Source organism: Vibrio sp. 1751, from assembly GCF_033339895.1.
In the GTDB taxonomy this organism is placed as follows: domain Bacteria; phylum Pseudomonadota; class Gammaproteobacteria; order Enterobacterales; family Vibrionaceae; genus Vibrio; species Vibrio alginolyticus.
Genome location: NZ_JAWOVM010000023.1, coordinates 1 through 22,944, shown reverse-complemented (window position 1 = coordinate 22,944; position 22,944 = coordinate 1). Strand labels below are relative to the sequence as shown.

Below are 22,944 nucleotides of genomic sequence, written 5' to 3'. Positions count from 1 at the left end.
GCGACTTTTTGTTAAGTCGCCCTTGTTTTTTGTCGGCCATGTCTACATATGATTAATAAGGCCAGCTCATCCCCTTGCACAACTCTTTTCGAGCGGCCTCATAAAAAGGAAAATCTATGGCTGTTCATGTTGGTATTATCGACCAAGACCCAGTGAGATTGGTCACTCCTCTATTAGATAATCGTACGCTAAGCACACATATCGTCTTCATCGGAGACAAGAGCCAGTTAGATATATTTGACCGACTGAGTGCCGTTTTAGCTCAACGAGAAATTACTTCTGAATTTTTTGAAATTCCATCCGCTGTTAATACATCTCTGATCAAACAAGCAATTCAAAAACTGGCAAAAGACCTTCATGAACGCGGCGAAGATGTAAAATTGAACGCGAGCTGTGGTCTTCGTCATCGCTTGTTGTCGGTGTACGAAGTTTTCCGTACCTATCGCTGGCCAATTTTTGTGGTTGAGCCTAGTAGCGATAAGCTTTGTTGGTTATACCCTGATGGCAAAGAAGATACCCAAGTCGAAGATCACATTACGATTGCAGATTACCTCACTATCTTTGGTGCACGCGGCGAGTTTCACCACGTTGATTTACCACCTCTTCTTGATAAAAAATTGTATGAACTTGGTGAACGATGGGCCTCAAATGCGCTTGAGCTTGGGCCAGGTCTAGCAACACTTAACTACCTTGCAACCACATGCCGCAAAGAACAAAAGCTTGATGTCGAGCTCTCCGAAAAACAGCAGGGCTACCGTGAGCTCAACATGTTGCTTTCAGATTTAGTAGAAGCAGAAATCGCCACCTATGAGAATGGCGTTTTAACGTTTGCAGATGAAGATGCTCGACGCTTTTCAAACGGTGAGTGGTTAGAAACTTTGGTTCACAGCACCGTGAAGCAAATCCAAGACACCATGCCGACGATCCAAGATCGATCGTTAAATGTTCAGGTTTATCGTAAACTTGGTGAAAGTGAAGTACGCAATGAGTTAGATGTCGCAACAGTTGTAAACAACAAGCTGCACATCATCGAGTGCAAAACCAAAGGCATGAGAGATGACGGCGACGATACTTTATATAAGTTAGAATCGCTTCGCGATCTATTAGGTGGCTTACAAGCGCGCGCAATGTTGGTGAGCTTCCGTCCTCTTCGTCACAATGACATTACTCGTGCTGAAGACTTAGGGCTAGCCCTGATTGGCCCTGATGAGCTTAAAGATTTAAGAACGCACTTAACTGATTGGTTTAAAGACGCGGGCGGTTCAGACGAGATATAGTGCCATTAAGAAAAGCTAAAATTCACAACGATAAAAAGCAGCATTAATGCTGCTTTTTTTATACCTAAATTTTAGCTGTACGCATTTCTATAACTAGAAAAAAACCAGAGGTTAGCCTCTGGTTTTTTCTGTTTGTTTAAATGCCAACTATAGGGGCTTAAAGCATTTTACGCGCTGCTTCTACAACCACTTTAATTGAACGCGCTTCCGTTTCTTTCAGAGTTGAATGATCTGGAATCTCTTTTTGTGTACGGTTGATGATAACACCTGCCACACAACCCGCTTTTAAACCAGAGCTCGCACACATTGTTAGCAGTGTTGCAGACTCCATCTCGAAGTTAAGTACGCCCATGTCTTGCCATTCTTGCATAGAGCCTTGGAAACGCTTAACAACACGACCAGAGAACGTATCGTAACGTTCTTGACCAGGGTAGAACGTGTCGCTTGATGCAGTCACACCCATGTGAACTGTAGCGCCAGACTCTTCTACCGCTGCTTTCATTGCGGTTGCTACTTCAAAGTCAGCAACTGCTGGGAATTCCATAGGAGCAAAGTGTAGGCTCGCACCGTCAAGACGAACTGACCCCGTCGTTACGATCATGTCACCCACGTTTACATGCGGTTGAATTGCACCCGTTGTACCAACACGTAGGAAAGTACGAACACCAAGCTGTGCCAATTCCTCAACTGCGATAGAGGTAGAAGGACCACCAATACCTGTAGAACAAACCACAACAGGTTTACCGTCTAGCTCTGCACGGTATAGCGTGTATTCACGATGGCTTGCTAGAAATACTGGATTTTCCATTTGTTCTGCGATTTTTTGAACACGCGCTGGGTCACCAGGAATGATCGCTAGAGTCGCACCATTAAGATCAGCTTCAGTAACACCTAAATGGAATACAGCTTGAGACATAAGTCGCTCCTTATTGTGGCTTATTTTATGAACAATAAGCTCATTAATCAGTTATTGGGTACAGATGCACTGTAGCGAACCTTTCACCAACATAGAGTGATCACAATCACAATGACAAAATGTAATGAAAGTGAAATTTCAAACAAAACTGGTATTGATCACACTTTAAGGGGCGTTAAATCATTTTGTTGCATAGCAATGCGTGATTTCAAGGACGAGAAAAACGTCTGATCGCATCAGGTGAATACGGTTAAAAAAAGCCCGATACACGAATGCCTCGGGCTATTAATGAGTGGGATCATTGGTTAGGTCAGTTATTTGATCTGTTTGGACTCAAAACGAAGTAATCTCAACGCATTCAATGTCACCAGTGCTGTTGCACCACTGTCAGCTAATACTGCAACCCACAACCCAGTAACCCCAAGTAAACTTGTCACTAAGAATACACCTTTCAAACCTAGCGCTAACGCGACATTCTGACGAATGTTACTTAGCGTCGCACGCGACAGTTCTATCATGGCAGGTAGCTCAATCAACCGGTTGTGTGTTAACGCCGCATCAGCAGTCTCGAGCGCAACATCCGTACCGCCTCCCATCGCAATACCAATGCTCGAAGCTTTCATGGCTGGAGCATCATTGATACCGTCTCCCACCATCGCAACGGTATGTTGTTGTGATAGTTTCTCGACGTAATGCACCTTGTCTGCAGGTAACAAACTCGCTTTATAATCCAAGCCTATTCTATTTGCCATTGCTTCTGCACTTCTCGGGTTGTCACCCGTTAGCATCACCGACGTGACCCCAAGTTCCTTCAACATTGCGATGGCTTGCTGGGCATCTGAGCGCAATGTATCTTGCCATGCGATCACGCCAATGACCTCGTCATCGTAACGAACAATGACAACCGTTTTACCTTGTTGTTCCAACGTAACCACTTGCTCTTTGGCTTCTTGAGAAAGTGGAAAGTCTGCCTTTGAAGGCGTGACCACTTGGACCATTTTTCCATCGACGTAACCAGTGACACCAGAGCCTACTTGCGCGGTTTTATCCAACGCTTCAGGAATAGTAAGCCCCTTCTCTTGCACTTTGGTAACTAAAGAAACCGCTAGAGGATGACTTGAACCAACCTCGATTGACGCAGTTAGGCTAAGTAACTTGTCTTCATCCATATCAAAAGCAAAGACGTCGGTCACTTCTGGTTTACCTTGCGTCAGTGTCCCAGTTTTATCAAATGCGACAGACTCAACCTTGCCAAGCAACTCAAGCGCCGCTCCACCTTTGATCAATGCGCCCCGCTTAGCCGCTGCCGCCAAGCCAGAAGTGATCGCCGCAGGCGTTGAAATGACTAATGCACATGGACAAGCAATCAACAGCAGGGCGAGTCCTCGATAGATCCACGTTTCCCACGGTTGGGCAAATAGTAATGGCGGCGTAACGATAACCATCAGAGACACCAACATCATGAGTGGCGTATACCAACGGCTAAATTTATCAAGAAAGCGTTCTAATGGTGCCTTACGGGATTGTGCTTCTTCAATCAAATGAAGAATTCGATCTATCGCATTCTCGCCCTGACGGGAAGTCACCTGTAAACGAACCACTTTATCGACAACCACAGCCCCGGCCATCACTTTGCCACCGGTTTGATGTTCAACGGGAACAGATTCTCCCGTTAACGCACTTTCGTCAAAACTCGCAAGCGCATCTTGCAAAACACCGTCGGCAGGCAAACGACCTCCGGGTGCGACTTCTATGATATCCCCTGGTTTAAGCTGCGCAGCTGGTACTTCTTTGCGTTCACCATCAATAATTAAAATTGAATTTTCTGGGACTAAGTCCATTAACGCCTGGACACCGCTTCGCGCGCGAGATGATGCATATGCTTCTAACTTTTCACCAATAAGGAAAAGCAATAACACCATTGCGGCTTCGGCGGTTTCACCTAAATATAAAGCGCCGAGCGCCGCTACACTCATTAACGTTTCAATCGCAAAAGGCGTACCGCTACGCGCCAACTTAAATGCTTTGAGCGCGATTGGGTATAAACCAAGTAAACACGTCAAAGTGAATAACCAAGCGCTTATTTGAGGGTCGATCTTAGAAATTACTGCCGCAGTAGCCATTGCACCAGCAATCGAGAGAATTTGGATGTTGTCTCTTATGACGCCAAGCCAGCCTTTCTTTGTAGTGCTTGGTTTTGGAGCATCAAGTGAAGAGAGCGGGAAACCCGTTTTTTGGGCTGTCTGCTCTATCGTAGCTATCAGCTCTAGACCATCAAAATCGACGACCAGTTTTTCTGTTGCAAACAAAACCTTGGCTTGGCTGACGCCTTGTAAAGACGTAATGGCTTTCTCAAGCTTTTGCGCACAAGATGGGCAATCCATACCTGACACAAGCCAAGCGTTCCGAACGGAGGAATTACTCTCCCTTGTGGGATCGTCTTCCTCGCCTGTGTCAACGCTGCAGCCTCCTCCACTACAGCAAGAGCTTTCAGAAACATCAACACTGGCCTGAGAGATATTGAGCGAAGATTTTACTGGCGCACAGCATGACTCGCTTGCACCAAGCGGCACCGCAGTTTTGATTTTGCTAGATTGGCAACCTTGATGTTTTGTACACATAATTTTTTCCTTATTGGTATCGGTGATTTACCTATTGCTAAGGATAAACCTTAGAGTAAGCTCCAAGGTCAAGATAAATTTGTACAGTTCGGCGATAGAAAATAAAAAAGACGCCGAAGCGTCTTTCCAAACCAGTTTAAAAGCAATATTCCGTAAAGTTTAAACAGAGAGGTTAAACGGGATGCTTAAAACACTCATTTAATGTCATTCCTATGGCACGCAGCACGTCTCTTCTTGTGATAACACCAACCAACTTACCTTTGCCATCCACCACTGGATACATTTTCGGCTTTCCAACTTTCATCATGTCAGCCAGTTCAATTACTGACATTTCTGGAGAAACAGATAAGACATCATCATGCATACACTCTTGTACCGTATGTGTATCTTGGCAGTGATAACTTGCTTTCACCAACTTATCTAATAAGTCTTGCTCCGATAAAAACCCAACCACTTTTTCATTTTCATCAATGACAGGGCCACCTAGTGTGACACTTTGCATTACTTTGTTTAAAGCTGCCGAAAGTGACATATCTTTCGTGAAAGTCACCGCTTGCAACGTCATGTAATCTTTTACTTTTAATGAATGCATTCTTATCTCCTTAAGGGCATTTTATTGCGGCCTTTAGATAAGTGTCGCCTAATTTCCTGATTTTACTAAATGGAAAGGAGTAATTTTATTTATAGGCACAGCCTATTGAACTAAAACAAAATTAACTCACCGAACAACATTCACTGTATTTCGTTAAACGCAAGATTCAGCCAGGCTGATTTTTCTAGGCAATAAATACAACAAAGCCAGTCAAATTGACTGGCTTTGTTATTAAGTAATGGTTGCGTTAGCTATGTTGGCGGCGCATGTTGTCTAAAATAATGCCAGTCGCCATCGCGACATTCAGTGATTCGGCACCGCCAAACGCCGGAATCGTGATTTTATCTGTCACGAATTTTGCTGCGGCTTCGCGCACACCATGAGATTCGCTGCCCATCAACAAAATACCTTCAGCAGCGAAATCCGTTTTATGAACGCTCTCTCCTTCCAAAAACGCGCCATATACTGGCAATTTGGCGTGTTCCAAGTAACTTGGCAAATCCACCAAACTCACTTGTACGCGGCCAAAGCTGCCCATGGTCGCACTGATCGTTTTAGGATTATAAGGATCAGCACAATCTGTACTCGCAATAATGTGCTTGATGCCATACCAGTCTGCAACACGAATAATCGTACCTAGATTACCAGGGTCGGATACACCATCTAGCGCAATCATCAAGCCTTTCGCTTGAGGCTCTTTTACACTCGGAATTTCAACCACAGCAATGGCCGCATTATTGCTCACAAGCGTGCTCGCTTTGGTCAATTCATCAAGCGATGCTTCAACACAATCAAAACGATTTAGCGTACCAGCATTTTGTTCGAGAAATGCCGCTGTTGCAAAAACCTGCTTCACCTTCAATGAACTACTTGCTAGCTCTAGTACGTTCTTTTCACCCTGAACTAGGAATAAGCCATGCGCTTTACGCTGTTTCTTTTGACCTAAAGCACGAAGCAGTTTTAATTGGTTTTTTGAAATCATTAAAGTATCCCAGGTGAAAATGGTTATTCGGCGAGCGTACCCTAAACAATCTTCACGACAGTTCGGTATCAAGCGGATGAGATTATAAATTATACCTAAATAACCTCAAGAAGCTTGATCATCAGAAGACGTTGAACACCAAGCGTAGCCAAAATAAAAGAAGGCTCAAAAACGAAAAAAGCCCTGCGATAACGCAGGGCTTTCAAAGGGTGGGACCCCAGCCACATCCCGGCACACAAGTCACACGCTGCGGCTGCTTCCTTCCGGACCTGACCGAGTTCACGAGCTATTGTTGCGAGAGGACCAGAGCCCCATAATTCTTTTCGAGAGGTCTTGCCTCAATCGATGGGGCGATTATTCAGTATCAGCTCTCATAATGCAAGAGCAAAAACCTTGAATTTCATCATTTCATTACCGTTTGGACAAAACTCGATCAATTCATTCCTTTATGATGAAACCGTACAGTCACGATAAGAGGAGTCGTGCCGTGAGGACTGCTTACTCATGTACATGTCTTCATCAGCCAAATGCATCGCTTGCTCTAAGCTCATGTGCCGTTCCCTTTTTGCAGAGAAACCAATAGAGATACTTATAGACTCCAAATCACTACATAATTTGCCTTTCACATCGATTCTACTGAGCTCTCTCATTGCTCTAGTTAACTCAGCTTGCGTAGGATAACCCAGTAATATGAACTCATCCCCTCCAATTCGATAACATCTTCCCGACCAGACATAATGAATTTTTAGTGCCAGTAGTTGTAAAACTTCGTCCCCAGCGCGATGCCCATAAGTGTCATTGATTCGTTTGAAATGATTAATGTCTAAGTAAAGTATGGATAGATCTTTGTTTACTCCTTTTCGATACTTTACTTGCAACGCACGACGATTCCTTAACCCTGTTAAGTTGTCAGTGTTAGATTGACGGTAAAGATAAAGCGAAACACAAATAGCAAACAATAACACAAAGATAAACACAGCTTGTGTTTGCGTCGCTAATCGAATCTCATATTCAAGTGCGGTACGCCAATCTGGGCGTACATCGTACTGAGCAATGATCTTATCAACTTCTAACATCGCTATCGCTCGACTGAAGAAAGGCGCAAGCATGGCTCCTTTTTCATTCGCGACCAATCCAACAGAGAGTTGTGACTCATAAAACTCACCAATAGCGGTATCCTGCTCTATCGGAACCAATTCACTGAGACGTAAAAAATGATTGAGCATCGCCGTATCCATCGGAATGTAATCGACTTCTTCATTTAATAGCCCCTGAATGAGCTCTTGTTGAGTACGATAACGTTTGAGTTCTTTTAGCGGTAACAGTTGTGTCATCATTTGATCGAAAAAGTCATCCTTAACTACGCCAATCTGCTCAGATATCAACTGTGAAACATGAGAGTATGTGCTCGGTTTGTAACCTAAACGCTTGACCATCACCGATGCTGGCGCGTAATGGGACTTTGGAAAGTAGCTAAATGCGCGCCGCTCACGGCTGACCGTTAACGGCGCCAAAATTTCGAAATTACCTTGGATAAACTCATGGTACATAGAACCCCAGCTTTCACCAGGCTCACTAATGATCAAGCAGTTTAAAGCCAAGATCTCACAACTTCTCAGGACTACATCAGCCGTCATCCCTTCGACACTACCATCTGCGTTGTATACAACATATGGAAAGATAGATTCGAGCTTAATCCGTATTGGTTCATTAAAATCAAGGGGTAATAAACGAATAGAATCACGCAACGCTGCTCGCCTTAATTCAAATTGATACTGGGAAATTTCTTCGCGAAGCTGCTTTTGCACCGCTTCCCCGTGAATAAACGTAGCGAACGTGTCCAACTCCTCAAGATGATGATCTTTTTTACTGATGATGGATACGGGCTTTATCGAAATCTGATCATTGAGCATCTTGGCGTCAAACCCCTCCATCAGCATCGGCTTGAGCTGGTTAATGGCATCGACAACGCCGTCCACAGCACCTGAACGTAGCAGTGTTACTGCTTGTTCGTGACCTTGATAAGAGATCTGTTCTAGACCAGGGTAGTGTTGTTTAAGTAATTGGGCATAAACTGTATCTTTGGGGACGCCAACACGCGAAATATCACTCAACGTCGAATCTTTTAAGCCAAAGAGGTAGGTATATTCGATATTTGTTGGGCGGGAATAACTAAAACGTTGAGCACGTTCTTGTGTGTAAGTGATATTCGCAGCAAAGTCCGCTTCCCCATTCGCTACTGAATTTAGAATGGCATCAAAGCTGGAGTAGTTTACGTATTGAACGGTAAAGCCAAACTCCTTTGAAGCAGCATTGAAAAGAACACGAGTGACGACATCATCCGCTTCAGTCGCGACTTTATAATGAGCAATTAAAGGGGCTTCGGCTTTTACATTCAAACTCAAGAGGCAACATGCAAAAAGCAACAGTGTTCGAGCAAAAGTTGTCATGACAAACTTATCTTAAATCAACCACTTATATTGTGGTTATTATTATTGGAAGTGTAGTAAATATGAAATGAAGAACATATACTAATCTCCATTTTGTTCCACAACCAATTCGATACTCTGCCGCACATGTCACTTTTTACCTGACTAAAAACTCATAATTCAGCCTGTTCATCGCTACTACGTAAAATATAGTCAGTCATCCAAGCCGTCCCTAACAAACAGATCCAAACCACGAAAACAGGGTTTGGCACATCCGTGGTCGGGCTGACGACTAAAGCGGCAAAACCCACAGTCGGCAATGTCCAACATAATAATTTGCTCCAACGAATGGTATGTTGAAGCTTCGCAAGTGCTTCCATTGACGCTAACATTCCCGTCAAACTTAACGCCATAAGAACGGCGTACGGTAGGCCTGCAATCCACAATGGGAGCAACAAAAACAACGGCCACCAGCTGTGTTTATTGGATGGCGTCCAATGCGCAGCCGACCACCACATCGCCATAACCGCAATGGTTTGAACCACTGTAACCCAAGCAGAACCATCCAGCTTACCGCCTTGCTGTGTGACCATAAGACCAACTTGCAGTGTAAGTACAATAAGACCAGCGGTGAGCAACACACCTAAAGAGCTTCTACGAGAAAATACCACCATTAAAAGTGGGAAAAGGATCAAAACACCAACCGACAAAGCAATTGGCTGCATTGAGAGTGTCGCACCAAAAGCCATCATCGCGCCCAGCAATACTAAGCCAGCGAACCCACCTTGTGGCAGAACCCACAGCGCGGGGATCATAAGTGCAAGAACGGGAATGTCACCCTCGCTCAAACTCATCGCCCGAACACAGACAACAGCGAGTAAGGTCGTAACGAAAAATTGAAGTGTCGATAAAATCATAGCGCCTCCTGGCTTCCCCACCTACTTGGTAACTCAACGGCAAAAACTGGGATTGAAAGTCGTTGAGAGGGTCTAGATTCAAGCTTAGCTTGCGTTTGCTTCATGCTGTTTAAGGCTCATCAACCAACGACACTAAAGAACAGAAAATGTAATTCTTCAAAGTGAGTCGCTGGCAACACAAGGGTTAAGAACCGTTAGCAATATACAAGTCCAATGGTTTACCATTCCTTAGTAACCCAAAATAGACACTTTTGAGTATGGACCAATTTTTAGCGCAAATCTTTGCTGTAATTCACCAAATTCCAAAAGGAAAAGTCTCCACCTATGGGGAAATTGCCAAAATGGCCGGTTATCCGGGCTATGCGAGACATGTTGGTAAAGCACTGGGCAACTTACCAGAAGGCAGTAAACTCCCCTGGTTTAGAGTGGTAAATAGCCAAGGAAAAATATCTTTAAAAGGCAGAGACTTAGAGCGACAAAAAAAGAAATTAGAAGCAGAAGGGATTGAAGTATCGGAAGTTGGCAAAACTTCACTTAAAAAATACAAATGGCAGCCTTAAGCTGCCATTTTTTGTTCTCAGTACGTCGTATTAACGTGTTCCAACTAGACGAATATCTAATTGGTGAGTTTGTGCTTCATCTGTAATAACACCGTTATGTGTGTCGCTGATAAAACGCAGCTTTCCATCTACCTCAATGCGAGCACGAACGCTGTAACGATGGTTTGGTTTGATTTCATTGCTGTCGTAACTCAACTCAAAAGAAAGAGGAACTTGCTTACCTTCTGTTTCGAATGTCTGTTTCGCCAACACTTTTGCTGGCGCATCCGCCAAGGACACATCTTCTAACGCAATAGTAACCACTGCGTTTGGTGGCAAGGCAATCCGCTCGCGATAAGCCACTGTACCTGTAATCGTCTTCATTGACGCTTCTGTAGATTCCATTTCTGTATTTTGAGAAGTTTGGCAACCCACTAACGCAGCCCCAAAGAGTAGAGAAGTAACAAGTAGTAGTGTTTTTTTCATATATTCCTCGAAAAGAGCATTAAACCGAGGCAATTATAGGTGTGGAATATAAAACTGTCTGCTTCCTGTCACTTTATTTGACAATAGTTTGACTGAGTTAGAATTTATCAAACAATTGATTTTGTTTCATAATTGGAACAATACTATTTCTAAGTTACTCAATAGTTCTTAACTGTGCCACTTCACAAGAGTGAGGCTGTTGAGGTAACTTGGAATGAAAGACAACGGTGAGGAGACACAATGAGTAAACCACTACGAGAATTGCTCAGCCTACTACAACTCGAAAAATTAGAAGAAGGCTTGTTTCGTGGCCAAAGTGAAAACCTAGGTTTGCCTCAAGTTTATGGCGGTCAAGTAATTGGGCAAGCGCTTTCTGCTGCGCGCTACACCGTTGAAGAAACACGCACGGTACACTCCTTCCATAGCTATTTTTTGTACCCTGGCGATCCAGAAAAACCTATTATTTATGATGTAGAAAATCTGAGAGATGGCCGTAGCTTTAGCACTAGACGCGTAAAAGCAATTCAAAATGGACGCCCTATTTTTTACCTAACCGCATCCTACCATGGCGATCAACCTGGGTTTGATCATCAAAAAGAAATGCCAGATATCCCTGGTCCAGAAAACTTTGCCTCAGAGAGTGAGCTCGCTAGCCATATTGCAGAATTTCTACCCAAACGCTTACGCAAAACATTTTGCGGGGAAAAGCCAATCGAAACTCGCCCCGTTACGGTTATCAACCCTTTGAAGCCCAAAAAAGCAGAACCCAAACAGTACCTTTGGATTCGTGCTAATGGTGAAATGCCAGAGAATCAGCTAATTCACCAGTACCTTCTGGCCTACGCATCCGATTGGGGATTCCTTGTGACAGCAATGCATCCACATGAAGTCTCATTAATGACGCCTAACTTTCAAGTGGCCACCATTGACCACTCTATCTGGTTCCATCGTCCGTTTAAGATGGATGAATGGCTTCTATATGCGATAGAGAGCCCAACGGCGAGCAATACTCGTGGGTTGGTCCGAGGCGAAATATACAACCAGCAAGGTCACTTAGTGGCGACCGCCGTGCAAGAAGGGGTGATGCGCTACACGAAATAGCTCGTGTTCGTTACACGAAAAAAGGAGTGCTGTTCCGCACTCCTTTTTTAATGGGTATCAAACGATGATTAATTTGGTTGATACTTCATGTTAACAACCGACCATTCGTAAAGTGATTTCGGGTAACCATATTCGCCTTTCCCGTAAATGACATTTGGGTCGGCATAGAATCCACCTTTATTCGTTGCTAAAAATTCACGAACCCCACGACGATAAGTAATCACAGGTGCTACTAACTCATACTCTACCTTTTCCATCTTCGAGTCATCAATTATTAAGAACCGAGTCATACGAATCGTGCTGCCGTTGGTGCAGTACCCTGAGTCATCATAGTCAATTGCTTCAAAAGGCTTGAGATCATCTTCGAACAGCTCTGATGTACATCCATCAAATCGAGCTAAGTGTACCCACGCTCCTTTTATTAGAGTTTGGTCATCGTTACCCACCGGCTTGAATGCAAGTAGTGCAATCTTACCTTTGCCGTATAATTTCAATTCTTCGTCCGTTGGCTCACGCACTGAACGAACGTTCATCAAACCAAACTCACTTTCTTCTAAGTTAGAAAACTCACGTGCATTTAGCGTGCTAAACAATACTGTTTGTTCAGTTTCAAGCAATGTATATTGATCCGCAACACCTTCATCTGCAAAGCTTAGATACAGCTGGACTTTCTTACTTTCCAACGCTTTGTAATCTCGAGATTCTCCTTCCGAAACGTCGAGAGAAATCCAACGTCTTTTTACTGGCGGGAGGTCAAGTAACGTCAGCTCTTCCTTATCAACATCTAATGAAGCGACTCCTTTAATTGTTGAGCTGGATATTTGATAGCTGCGGTTTCCTATTGGTGTACCAAAGTCTAGCTTAACCTTTTTAAATGGTTCAAATTCCACCTTCATTGTAGAAGCACTTAAACCAGGGTGATTCGCTTTGTTAATAGTGCCATTTACGACGATTGTTTTAGCTTTGTAGTTGCGTCCAGTAAGAGTAACCTCTACTTGGTACTCGCCTGCGTGCAAAATCTTCAAACGCCCCGTATCAGGGGAAACTAGCTCGACCACAGGATCTTTTTGGTTAATAAGACGGTAACTTGCCTTCGCAGTCCCACCACTCATCACTGGTGAGATAACACTACCAGCGGAGAATTCTACCGTTGGGTAAGTAACCGATACAGGGTTTGTGCCTTGTTTAATCGTGACCGAGAAACTACTTTCACCCGGATCCACTTTGTCGTCCCCCGCATCCGAAACAATAATTTTTGTGCTACCCGCGTTAAGAATTTGCATGGCACCCGTTTGGCTGTTTAAGGAAACCACATCTGTTGCAGCGTTGTCTGCAAATCGGTACGTAACTTCTCCAACCGTACCAGAGATTTTCGGCGCAACAAATGTTTGGCCAACCTTCCAAATCTCTTCCACATCGGATTGAACTTCAATTCGGCTCGGCGCACTCAAAATTGTCACGTAGACTTTTTGATCAGGACCAACGGTATAATTCGCGCTCTCTTTTCTGCGCACAGTTAGCGTCGCTTTACCCGCTTTATACACATGGAGACGTCCTTCACTAAAACCACCGACAACATCTGGTGCGGTGTTATCTACAATCTCAATTTGCTCGTCAGCACTCAAACCAAAATCACGATGAAGATCAAAACTGTATTTGTTGCTGTATACAACGTCATAATCGTGCGTTGCCATGGGTTGGCCTTCAGCCTTTGCAACTTTAATGACGACATTAAATTGAATAGGTTGGTAGAACTCCCCACCATCGTCTTCAAACTTAAGGTCGTACTCACCCGCAGTCACTACCTCCAACTTGCCGTCAGTCATTCGTAAGCCATTAGGTAAGCTGCTAACTAGATTTACGTTACCTTTTTGCCCTTTAAACGCCAGAGGGATTGAAAGATTTGGTTGATAGGTAAGCGGCATTTCAATGTCTTTTATAACGGGATGAGGCGCGCGATTAACTTCAAGATCAAAACGAGTTTTGCTTGCAGGATAATTACGCATGTCATGCTCGTAAATTTCCACTTCAGCAGCACCAACACCTTTGATCAGTAATGCTTCACCATTTTCAGTTTTAGCGACAACGTCTTCACCACGAATGATTCTCAGCTCATAGTCACCGTAGGCGTTCGTCACCTTAGGGAAAATTCGTCCACCTTCCTCATAAGTTGTGACAATATCCGCTGCGCTGATTTCTTGACGCTTGCCTTGTTTTATATCCACAAAAAATTGCGCTGTTTGCTGTTTATCTAGAAACGCGTCGCTGTAAGTTGCAGTCGCTTCAACCGTTAATCGCCCAACATTATGAACAAGAAGCAAACCCGTTTCAGGGTCTAGCAACTCGGCCACCTTGCTGTCTGGTACGCTATTTATGATTTTGTAAGAAATACGTTGCGTTTGAGCTTTATCTAAACGCACTGGTTCTAACGTCAACCCTTCTCGATACTCGTCTTCAAGCAAAGCGAACTGTAATTGCCCCGGAGCTACTGCATGCAGTTTAACCGTAGCGCGAACTTGTTTCGGCAAGTAAAAGTCGTTACCTGAATCAGTAATCAGCACCGATGCCTGACCAACTGAACCTAATGAATATACCGAACCGTTCTCATCAACACGAATCAAGTTATGACCACTTTCTACCTCATAACTCAGTTCGCCTTTTTGGCCACGGACGATCAACGCTTTTCCTTCTGACTCAATCGCATTGAAATTCAGATCACTCACTGAAAGTTCAGTATTGATGCCTCGCTCTACAGTGACAGAAAATCTTGCTTCAGAAGATTCATAAGCAGAGCTACTATCTGTAGCAAGAATAGTCGCCGTTCCTGGGCGCAGAATTTGTAGTAATCCTGAGTCATTAATTTTCACGACATTTGGCGGATTAGAATCAATGACTTGGTAAGATACCGACCCATGTACATTGCTCAGTTTTGCTTCAGTAACCGTTCCCACTCCTTCAAACTTCAATACCGTGTCTTCCACTTTTAATTGCGGACGGTTCTGCTTTGTTATCGTAGTTGGTGTCTTCGTATTGTTCGGCTTAGAGTCTCCCCCACCGCCACAGCCAGCAAGTAAAGCTGCGAGAAAAAGCAAATAGTAATTTCTGTTCATTTTTAGTAATACTTTGTTACATACAAGATGGGGCGATAATAATACGATGTTTTATTAATCACTATCCCCATTTTTGAGTACTTTATTACTTAAGTAATTGCTACTGTATTCATCCTAAAAACAAATACTCAAAAATAGCGACCAAATTACATGAAAACACAAAAAGCAAACGTTTAAATCAAACTCTTCCATTAATTTAGTAAAAATTAATATTCAATAAAATAAAACATGAAAAAGAAAGAGAAAAAATTGCGTTATTTTTTCTTTCATTATGATGTACAGGATTAATGGACTGTAAAAACAAATGGTTAATGAAAAATAGAAGAGAGAATAAATATCGTTTATATTTGTAAAAATCTGGTAGGAAATAGTTTTAAAAGCATAATCAAACTACCTTTTAACATTTAAAATACTAAAAGGTAGAATTAACATTAGATAGAATTCTTATAGGGCGAGTTATTTTAGGATTGGTAACTCTGTTGTGTATTTAATGGACTCCATAGCAAATGTTGAAGTCACATTAGATAGCCCTTTTACACTATTAACTAACCGCTTATAGAATTCGTCAAAACACTTCATATCTTTGACTAGTACTTTCATCATGTAGTCATACTCGCCAGCCATACGATAAAACTCCATTACCTCAGGAAAGTCACTCACAGTTGTAACAAAATGGTGATACCAACCTTCGGAATGATCAATCGTTTTTAACTGAACAAATGCAATGAAAGATAGCTCGAGCTTTTCTGCACTTAACAACGCCACGCGTTTTTCGATGTAGCCCTCTTCTTCCAACCTTTTCAAGCGCTTCCAGCATGGTGTTGTAGTAAGATTGACTCGCTCAGCCACGTCATTTAATGACAAGGTGCTGTCGGTTTGTAGTAAAGCAAGCAGCTGCTTATCTATTCGATCTAAGCTCATTTCTATAAAACCCACAAAATGTAGAAAATTTTTCTACAGGTATCTTTATTAAGAGTAACAATAGCAAAGTTTTTCTCGGAAATTATAGATAAATTATCCCTATCTAATACTTATCTATCGATTTCCCAAGGAGAGACGCCATGTGTACTGACCACAATTGGATCAACAATGCAGTGCGTAAAATTGAAGCAGACTTCCAACGTTCTGCTGATACTCACTTATTTAAACTCGAACTACCTTCTCTTGATGGTATCGATATCTATCTAAAAGATGAGAGTACGCACCCTACAGGCTCTCTTAAGCATCGATTGGCGCGCTCATTGTTTCTTTATGCTATTTGTAATGGATGGATTGGTCCTGAAACCACTGTAATCGAGGCGTCCTCAGGCAGCACTGCCGTTTCGGAAGCGTATTTTGCGCGTTTACTTGGCTTACCGTTCATTGCTGTTATGCCGAAAACCACCGCACGTAAAAAGATTGAACAAATTGAGTTTTACGGTGGTAAAGCGCATCTTGTAGAGCGCTCAGATCAGATTTATGACGAGTCTCGACGCTTGGCTCAAGAGCTAAATGGTCACTACATGGACCAGTTTACTTATGCTGAACGTGCGACTGACTGGCGCGGTAACAACAACATCGCGAACTCTATCTTTAGCCAAATGGAGTTAGAGGATCACCCGATTCCTAGCTGGGTAGTGATGAGTCCTGGAACAGGCGGCACATCAGCAACCATTGGCCGTTTTATTCGTTACCAAAAATACGACACTAAGCTTTGCGTGGTAGACCCTGAAAACTCAGTGTTTTACGACGCTTTCCAGTCAGGAAATCACTCATTGAAAGGCGATACTGGCAGCAAAATTGAAGGTATCGGGCGACCACGTGTCGAACCAAGCTTTATTGCTGGTGTCATTGATGAAATGCGCAAAATTCCAGACGCAGCCAGTGTGGCAACCGCCCATTGGGTATCTCAGCTGATTGGACGTAAAGTCGGCGCATCAACAGGCACCAATCTTTACGGTGTGCTGCAATTGGCTTGTGAGATGAAACAACGCGGTGAGAAGGGTTCTATCGTGACGCTTCTATGTGATTCTGGAGAGCGTTACCTAGATACGTATTATGACTTAACATGGGTAAAAGAGAACATCGGCGATATTCAACCTTACTTAGCTCAACTCGAAGTCATTCAAGCAAAAGGTTGCGTTGAGTCAGCTTGTTGCGGCTCAACTAACGCTTAACGTGCAAACTGGACTTTAAAAAAACAGCCCAACTTCATGCGGGCTGTTTTTATCGCTGGGTTTTACTTTTTCTGGCGCGCTTCAAACGCAGCCAATTGTTCTGGCGTTGCCGCTGGTTGATGATTTTGTTTCCATTCATCGTAAGTCATGCCGTAAACACGTTCGCGAGCGTCATCAATATCTAAATCCAAACCGAGATTTTCAGCCTCAGATTTATACCATTTGCTAAAGCAGTTGCGACAGAAGCCCGCAAGGATCATCAGGTCGATGTTTTGTACGTCTTTGTTGGCATCTAAATGCGCCAATAAACGGCGAAATGTCGCCGCGTCTAACTTATCTTGTTCTTCTTGAGTCAAGTTTTTGTATTTGAATTCAGCCACTTTCCTTTCCTTCTCTCTTATTTAACTAGCTTTCGTCACCATATCTAGTTAGTCGGTAGTCATGAGTAAGAAGTATGCTTTAGCGCAACAATTCCCATTCTAAAATCACTACCTTTGATAAAAGCTGATATGATAATTACCATCCATCCTATTGATTAAATTAACATTTAAACAAATCATTACAACGGTCTTTTACCAAGGTTATCGTCTAGTTATGAAAAACGCCATTCTATTATTGTCTGCCTTGACCATTAGCGTGCCAACTTTAGCCGCTCAAGAACAAGCTCATCAATCTTATTTTTATCTGGGTACTGGTAACGTTGGTTTTGATACACCGTATTTCGGCTCGGATAGAGACAATGAGTGGTCAACACCACATATCACAGTTGGGTGGGGTTACCATGTAAACCAATACCTCGCGTTTGAAGGGGTTCTGCGCTATTCACAAAATGAACTTAAGAACGATGCTCTAAAAACTGACTTAGATCTTCACTATTACCAAGCAGGTATGTCAGCTGTTGTAACGAGTGATGACTTAGGCGATACGCCACTATCACTATTCGGTCGCGTAACAGCGCTTGGCACTCAAGCCGAAATGTACGTACCAAACGAACAAAAAGTCACAGATGACTCAGGCGCACTATTCAACATCGGTGCTGGTGTCCATTGGGATATGAGTACAGATATCTGGTTACGCGCAGAGTACATTTATAATGTCGCGGATATGGGTTTTGAAGATTTTTACGACGGCTACGAAGGTGTACAAATCAGCCTAGGGAAACGCTTCTAATCGAACGCTTCCGAGCTAACTTTAAACCGATAAAGAGAAGCCGAGGTTATTACCTCGGCTTTTATGTTTTAACGTTTGATTTAAGGGTGCGCTATACGGCCCTTCGTATCATGGCTAATTGCTTTGTTTAACTCTGCTTCTACATGACCTGGTGCTTGTGTTTTCGCCGAAATCAATCGGTACATTGCCGGGATAACAAACAAGGTCACCAATGTCGCAAACCCCATCCCGAAAAAGATTACCGTACCCACGGCAATACGGCTCTCATAACCCGCCCCTGTCGATACTATCAACGGAATTGCGCCAGCAAGTGTGGTAAACGCAGTCATCAAGATTGGACGTAGACGTCGCGCAGCTGCATCAATGATCGCTTTTTCAAACTCAACGCCACGATCACGTAGCTGATTGGCAAATTCTACGATCAAAATACCGTTTTTCGTCACCATACCAATCAACATGATCATGCCGATCTGACTATAAATGTTCATACCTTGGCCCATAATAACCAAACCAAGAAAGCCACCAAATACACCCATCGGCACCGTAAACATGACCACTAACGGGTTTACGAAGCTTTCAAACTGAGCCGCCAACACGAGATACGCCACTAGCAGTGCCAATGCAAACACAACAGCAACACTCGCTTGGTTCTCTTTAAAGTCTTTCGACTCCCCCGAATAACTCACCGAAATGTCACCCGGTAAGTTGTCGATGGCTTCCTGGTCTAGGTAATTCAGCGCATCTCCTAATGTATAACCTTCCGACAGGTTGGCAGTAATAGTGATGGACTTCTGTTTGTTGTAGTGAGAAAGACGAATAGAGGCCGCCACTTCTTCAATTTTTGTGACCGCATCTAACGTCACTAACTGACCGCTATTCGTGCGCAGATAAATCTGACTTAAATCTGCAGCATTATTAAAGCTATTTTCATCACCGCGAAGATACACATCGTACTCTTCGCCACGCTCAATATAAGTCGTTTCGCTTTTACCACCGAGCATGATTTCTAGGGTGTCAGAAATGTCTTTAACACTGACTCCTAGCTCTGCGGCACGCTGTCGGTCAACTGTAACCAATAACTCAGGCGTTTTTTCCGAGTAATCTATCTCTGCTCCTTCCATCATTGGTGATTCTTCTGCTTTGTTCTTTAGCATTTCAGCCCAAACAACGAGCTCATCGTAATCAGAGCCGCCTAATACGAACTGAACTGGCTCACTCGAACCACCTTGGAAACCTGGCATAAATGGGAACACTCGAACATCTGGGATACCTGCCAATTCTTTCCGTACTTTGTTAAGGGCTTGCTGAGCCGTGATATCACGTTCGTTCCAATCTTCTAGAATCATGATCACAAAGCCTGTCTGGTCTCCTGCCTGGCCACCAAACGCTGGCGTTTGGATGCTGAATGACTTCAGATAACCTTGCCCTAGTAATGGCATCAATCGGTCTTCGACAATATCCATATTGGCTGACATACGATTGTATGACGTAGCATCTGCACCGCGCACAAACGCGAATATCACACCGCGATCTTCTTGTGGGGTCAGCTGGGCCGGTACCTGATTCATCAAGAAATAGCTACCGCCCAAACAAGCTAGAATCACCAGCGGAGCAGCCCAACGTACTTTCAATGCGCCTTTCAATAATGCGCGATAACCACTCTCAAGCTTGCTAAACAAGCGATCAACCGCTTCATTGAATCGATTTGGTTTTACATTCGCTTTCAAAATCTGACTACCTAATACAGGAGTCAGCGTCAGGGCAATCAAAGAGGAGAATATGACCGACATAGCCAGCAATACAGAAAACTCTGTAAATAGTAAACCTACCATGCCATCCATAAAGGAGATCGGTAAGAACACCATCACCAGCACTAATGTTGTTGCTATAACAGCAAAACCAACCTCTCTTGTGCCTTTATATGCGGCGAGTAATGGCGATTCACCGCGTTCAATATGGTGGAAGATATTCTCTACAACCACAATTGCGTCATCCACCACCAAACCAATCGATAATATCAACGCCATCAAGGTGATCAAGTTGATAGAAAACCCAAAGTAGTACGCGGCAATGAACGAAGAAATCAGAGAAACAGGAACCGTAACCGCAGGAATTAAGGTTGCACGAGCTTGGCCGATGAAAATGTACAACACCAAAATCACCAAGCCGCCCGTGATAAATAGCGTGCTGTACACCTCTTCGATTGAACGCTCGATAAATACTGTCGCGTCGTAATCTATCGCAAGGCGTGTACCTTCTGGTAAGAACTTCTGGATGTTATCGACTTCAGAACGAACCAGCTTAGCAACCTCTAACGGGTTTGCGTCTGACTGCGATACCACACCAAGACTGATGTTTACTACACCATCACTTTTGAAGGTTGAATTTTCGTTTTCTGCACCAATGAAGACATCTGCTACATCTTTTAAATAGATAGGTGTATTGTCGCTTGCGCGTTTAATGACAAGATATTGAAAATCTTCAGGCGTGTTATAAGTACGAGCCGTACGCACGGACATTACTGTTGAGTCGTTGCGAACTTCACCACCTGGGCTTTCTAGGTTCTCACTTCGCAAAGCTGATGTAATGTCCGAAGCTGTAACTGAACGTCCAGCCATTAGTTCTGGCTTAAGCTTCACGTACATGACCTTGTACAAACCACCGGAGAGATCAATGGAGCTAACCCCAGAGATCAGGCTAAAGCGGTCCATCAATACACGTTCGGCATAATCGGTTAATTGAGTACGGTCCATCTCTGCAGAACTGAGATTGATGTAGAGCGACGCCTCTCCCGAGCCATTGTTCTTATAAACAATAGGGTCATCCGCTTCATCAGGTAGCGAGCGCTGAGCACGAGCCACTGCATCACGCACGTCGCTCACACCTGTGTTGAGATCGTAACCTAACTCAAACGTGATCGTGATACGCGACATGCTGTTACGAGTAGTGGAGCTAATTTCATCAACTCCACTGATCCCAGAAAGCTGGTCTTCCAAAACGGAGGTAATTTGGCTTTCAATAATAGTCGCCGATGCACCCTCATAACGCGTACTGATAGAAACGACTGGGCTTTCTATATCAGGCATTTCACGAACGGCTAATTTGGTGAATGACACAAAGCCAAACACACACAACAGCATGCTCAGAACCAACGCCGCGACAGGGCGTTTAACTGAAACGTCGGACAGTAACATTAGTTTTCTTCCTCATCCGATTCACTGTCATTGCGTGTCACATCCGTGGTGTTCGCTTTTAGTGGCGCGACAATTTCTTTCACTTCGACACCATCACGCATGTTAACAATGCCTTGAACCACAATCTTGTCACCAATCTCAACACCAGATTCGATCACCACCTCGTTGCCAACACGAGCACCTAGCGACACTTCTTGACGAGTAGCTTTGTTATTTTCATCAATTACATATACAAAACGTTTAGTTCCGGAGTATTCAAGTGCTTGAACAGGAATGATTGGCGCCTTAATAGCAGGAAATGCTAGTGAAGCGTTCATCAACATGCCCGGCTTCAATTGATTTTCTGGGTTATCAAACTCAATACGCACGCGAAGATTCAGTGTTTCGGCACTGATCCGCGTATCAATACCTGTGACTTGACCAGTAAAGGTCTGGCTACCCCATGCACTGGTTTTAGCGATGACTTCCATACCAATAGAAAGCATCGATAAATAGCGCTCCGGTACTTGTAAATCCAGTTCCATGACGGAAAGATCATCCAACGTCAAAAGTTCAGTACCCGCACTGACCATTTTGCCGCGGCTAAAATCGATAAAACCAACAGTGCCAGAAAATGGGGCAGTAATATGGAGGTCAGCTAAATTGGCTTGAGCAGCATCAAGCCTCGCTTGTGCTATTTCAACACTGGCTTTTTGTGCATCGATTTCAGTTTGAGTAATCGCATTCCGCTTAACCAAACGTTGGAACTCTTTTAACTTACGCTGTTCATCTTTTAGATACGCCTTTGCCTCAATCAAAGCGGCTTGAGCCTTATCGTCATCTAACTTAATTAATAGCTGGTCTTGCTGGACATTTTGATTCGCTTTAACAGCGATTTGATTCACTTTGCCAGCGACTTCCGATGCGACAACCACAGACTCCGCTGCCTTTAATTTGCCGATAAGAGTTAAGGATTGATTGATCTCATGCGTTTCTACTTGTTCAGTCACAACAGTAACCGCTGAGCCTCCTCGCATCGCAGCGCAAACCGATGGAGAACTCAGTAATATAGAAAGCGTTAAAACAGATAACGATAACGTGGCTTTCATGCTCATGATATTGACTTCTAAACGAATAAACTTATGTCATTAAACTGCTTACAGTTTATCAGTAGATACGGTGTTTAACGTCAAGTAGTGTAAATTCAAGTAAAAAGCGCGCCTCTCTTCTGTTCAAAGGACAAACAAAACGCTGACTTTCTACCATCTTTGCCCAAAAAGACAGCATTCAACGTAAAAACGTAAGAAAAACGCTTTACAGCCTGAGCGAGTTTGCTATGATTCGCTCCGCACTTGGGAGATGAGTTGGGAAAACATCTTACTAAGTATAAAAATCCTCTGGAGGGGTTCCCGAGTGGCCAAAGGGAGCAGACTGTAAATCTGCCGGCACTGCCTTCGATGGTTCGAATCCGTCCC

Annotated in this window: 17 protein-coding genes and 1 other RNA gene; 5 read left to right on the top strand and 13 right to left on the bottom strand. The window is 43.6% G+C overall.

Annotated elements, in window-relative coordinates; translation table 11 throughout:
- Nucleotides 1–116 precede the first annotated feature (116 nt).
- Nucleotides 117–1,277, top strand: a complete 1,161-nt coding sequence (locus R7041_RS10120) for a DUF1887 family protein (protein WP_206949129.1) — start codon at nt 117–119, stop codon at nt 1,275–1,277.
- Nucleotides 1,278–1,434: 157 nt separating this feature from the next.
- Here R7041_RS10120 and udp read toward each other — a convergent pair whose 3' ends face one another.
- From udp to R7041_RS10085, 7 genes are all read right to left on the bottom strand, one after another.
- Nucleotides 1,435–2,193, bottom strand: coding sequence for a uridine phosphorylase (gene udp / locus R7041_RS10115; protein WP_005378479.1), 759 nt, complete (start codon nt 2,191–2,193; stop codon nt 1,435–1,437).
- A 314-nt stretch (nt 2,194–2,507) separates the two neighbouring features.
- Complete coding sequence (locus R7041_RS10110) at nt 2,508–4,814, bottom strand: zinc/cadmium/mercury/lead-transporting ATPase (RefSeq protein ID WP_054575452.1); 2,307 nt, start codon at nt 4,812–4,814, stop codon at nt 2,508–2,510.
- A 172-nt stretch (nt 4,815–4,986) separates the two neighbouring features.
- On the bottom strand, nt 4,987–5,406 hold the full coding sequence (locus tag R7041_RS10105) for a CBS domain-containing protein (protein WP_005378483.1): 420 nt from the start codon (nt 5,404–5,406) through the stop codon (nt 4,987–4,989).
- A 247-nt stretch (nt 5,407–5,653) separates the two neighbouring features.
- On the bottom strand, nt 5,654–6,388 hold the full coding sequence (locus tag R7041_RS10100) for an RNA methyltransferase (protein ID WP_005378485.1): 735 nt from the start codon (nt 6,386–6,388) through the stop codon (nt 5,654–5,656).
- A 212-nt stretch (nt 6,389–6,600) separates the two neighbouring features.
- An RNA gene (ffs, locus tag R7041_RS10095) (signal recognition particle sRNA small type) lies at nt 6,601–6,697 on the bottom strand.
- Nucleotides 6,698–6,834: 137 nt separating this feature from the next.
- Nucleotides 6,835–8,838, bottom strand: a complete 2,004-nt coding sequence (locus tag R7041_RS10090; protein WP_053349422.1) for a GGDEF domain-containing protein — start codon at nt 8,836–8,838, stop codon at nt 6,835–6,837.
- 152 nt (nt 8,839–8,990) lie between these two features.
- Nucleotides 8,991–9,734 carry a hypothetical protein gene (locus R7041_RS10085; protein WP_005389942.1) on the bottom strand — a complete coding sequence of 248 codons (744 nt, stop codon included), beginning with the start codon at nt 9,732–9,734 and terminating at the stop codon, nt 8,991–8,993.
- A 257-nt stretch (nt 9,735–9,991) separates the two neighbouring features.
- Here R7041_RS10085 and R7041_RS10080 point away from each other — a divergent pair, with 257 nt between their 5' ends.
- The gene (locus R7041_RS10080) at nt 9,992–10,294 is read left to right on the top strand and encodes a DNA base-flipping protein (protein ID WP_005378570.1); all 303 of its coding nucleotides are present in this window, start codon (nt 9,992–9,994) and stop codon (nt 10,292–10,294) included.
- Nucleotides 10,295–10,324: 30 nt separating this feature from the next.
- Here R7041_RS10080 and R7041_RS10075 read toward each other — a convergent pair whose 3' ends face one another.
- On the bottom strand, nt 10,325–10,759 hold the full coding sequence (locus tag R7041_RS10075; RefSeq protein ID WP_005378572.1) for a YbaY family lipoprotein: 435 nt from the start codon (nt 10,757–10,759) through the stop codon (nt 10,325–10,327).
- 240 nt (nt 10,760–10,999) lie between these two features.
- Between R7041_RS10075 and tesB the strand changes: the two genes are divergently transcribed.
- Nucleotides 11,000–11,860, top strand: coding sequence for an acyl-CoA thioesterase II (tesB, locus tag R7041_RS10070; RefSeq protein WP_005378575.1), 861 nt, complete (start codon nt 11,000–11,002; stop codon nt 11,858–11,860).
- 68 nt (nt 11,861–11,928) lie between these two features.
- Here the strand turns inward: tesB and R7041_RS10065 are convergent, their stop codons facing one another.
- Together R7041_RS10065 and R7041_RS10060 are read right to left on the bottom strand one after the other, a co-directional pair.
- Nucleotides 11,929–14,970: a cadherin repeat domain-containing protein gene (locus tag R7041_RS10065; protein WP_206949130.1), complete on the bottom strand. Its 3,042-nt coding sequence runs from the start codon at nt 14,968–14,970 to the stop codon at nt 11,929–11,931.
- Between the two features lie 456 nt (nt 14,971–15,426).
- Nucleotides 15,427–15,891 (bottom strand): Lrp/AsnC family transcriptional regulator, encoded by a 465-nt coding sequence (locus R7041_RS10060; RefSeq protein ID WP_025998626.1) that lies wholly within the window; start codon nt 15,889–15,891, stop codon nt 15,427–15,429.
- Between the two features lie 140 nt (nt 15,892–16,031).
- Here R7041_RS10060 and R7041_RS10055 point away from each other — a divergent pair, with 140 nt between their 5' ends.
- Nucleotides 16,032–17,126 (top strand): PLP-dependent cysteine synthase family protein, encoded by a 1,095-nt coding sequence (locus R7041_RS10055; RefSeq protein WP_054575193.1) that lies wholly within the window; start codon nt 16,032–16,034, stop codon nt 17,124–17,126.
- A 62-nt stretch (nt 17,127–17,188) separates the two neighbouring features.
- On the opposite strand, the gene R7041_RS10050 is transcribed toward R7041_RS10055, so the two are convergent.
- Complete coding sequence (locus R7041_RS10050; protein ID WP_005378586.1) at nt 17,189–17,506, bottom strand: DUF1244 domain-containing protein; 318 nt, start codon at nt 17,504–17,506, stop codon at nt 17,189–17,191.
- A 214-nt stretch (nt 17,507–17,720) separates the two neighbouring features.
- Here R7041_RS10050 and R7041_RS10045 point away from each other — a divergent pair, with 214 nt between their 5' ends.
- Nucleotides 17,721–18,296, top strand: coding sequence for a porin family protein (locus tag R7041_RS10045; protein WP_054575194.1), 576 nt, complete (start codon nt 17,721–17,723; stop codon nt 18,294–18,296).
- Between the two features lie 80 nt (nt 18,297–18,376).
- Here the strand turns inward: R7041_RS10045 and vmeF are convergent, their stop codons facing one another.
- Entirely contained in the window at nt 18,377–21,490 is a 3,114-nt protein-coding gene (vmeF, locus tag R7041_RS10040; RefSeq protein ID WP_206949131.1) for a multidrug efflux RND transporter permease subunit VmeF, read from the bottom strand.
- A complete protein-coding gene (locus R7041_RS10035) occupies nt 21,490–22,584 on the bottom strand; it encodes an efflux RND transporter periplasmic adaptor subunit (RefSeq protein WP_005378593.1) in 1,095 nt (364 codons plus the stop codon). The genes vmeF and R7041_RS10035 overlap by 1 nt, the downstream gene beginning before the upstream one ends.
- Between the last annotated feature and the right edge of the window lie 360 nt (nt 22,585–22,944).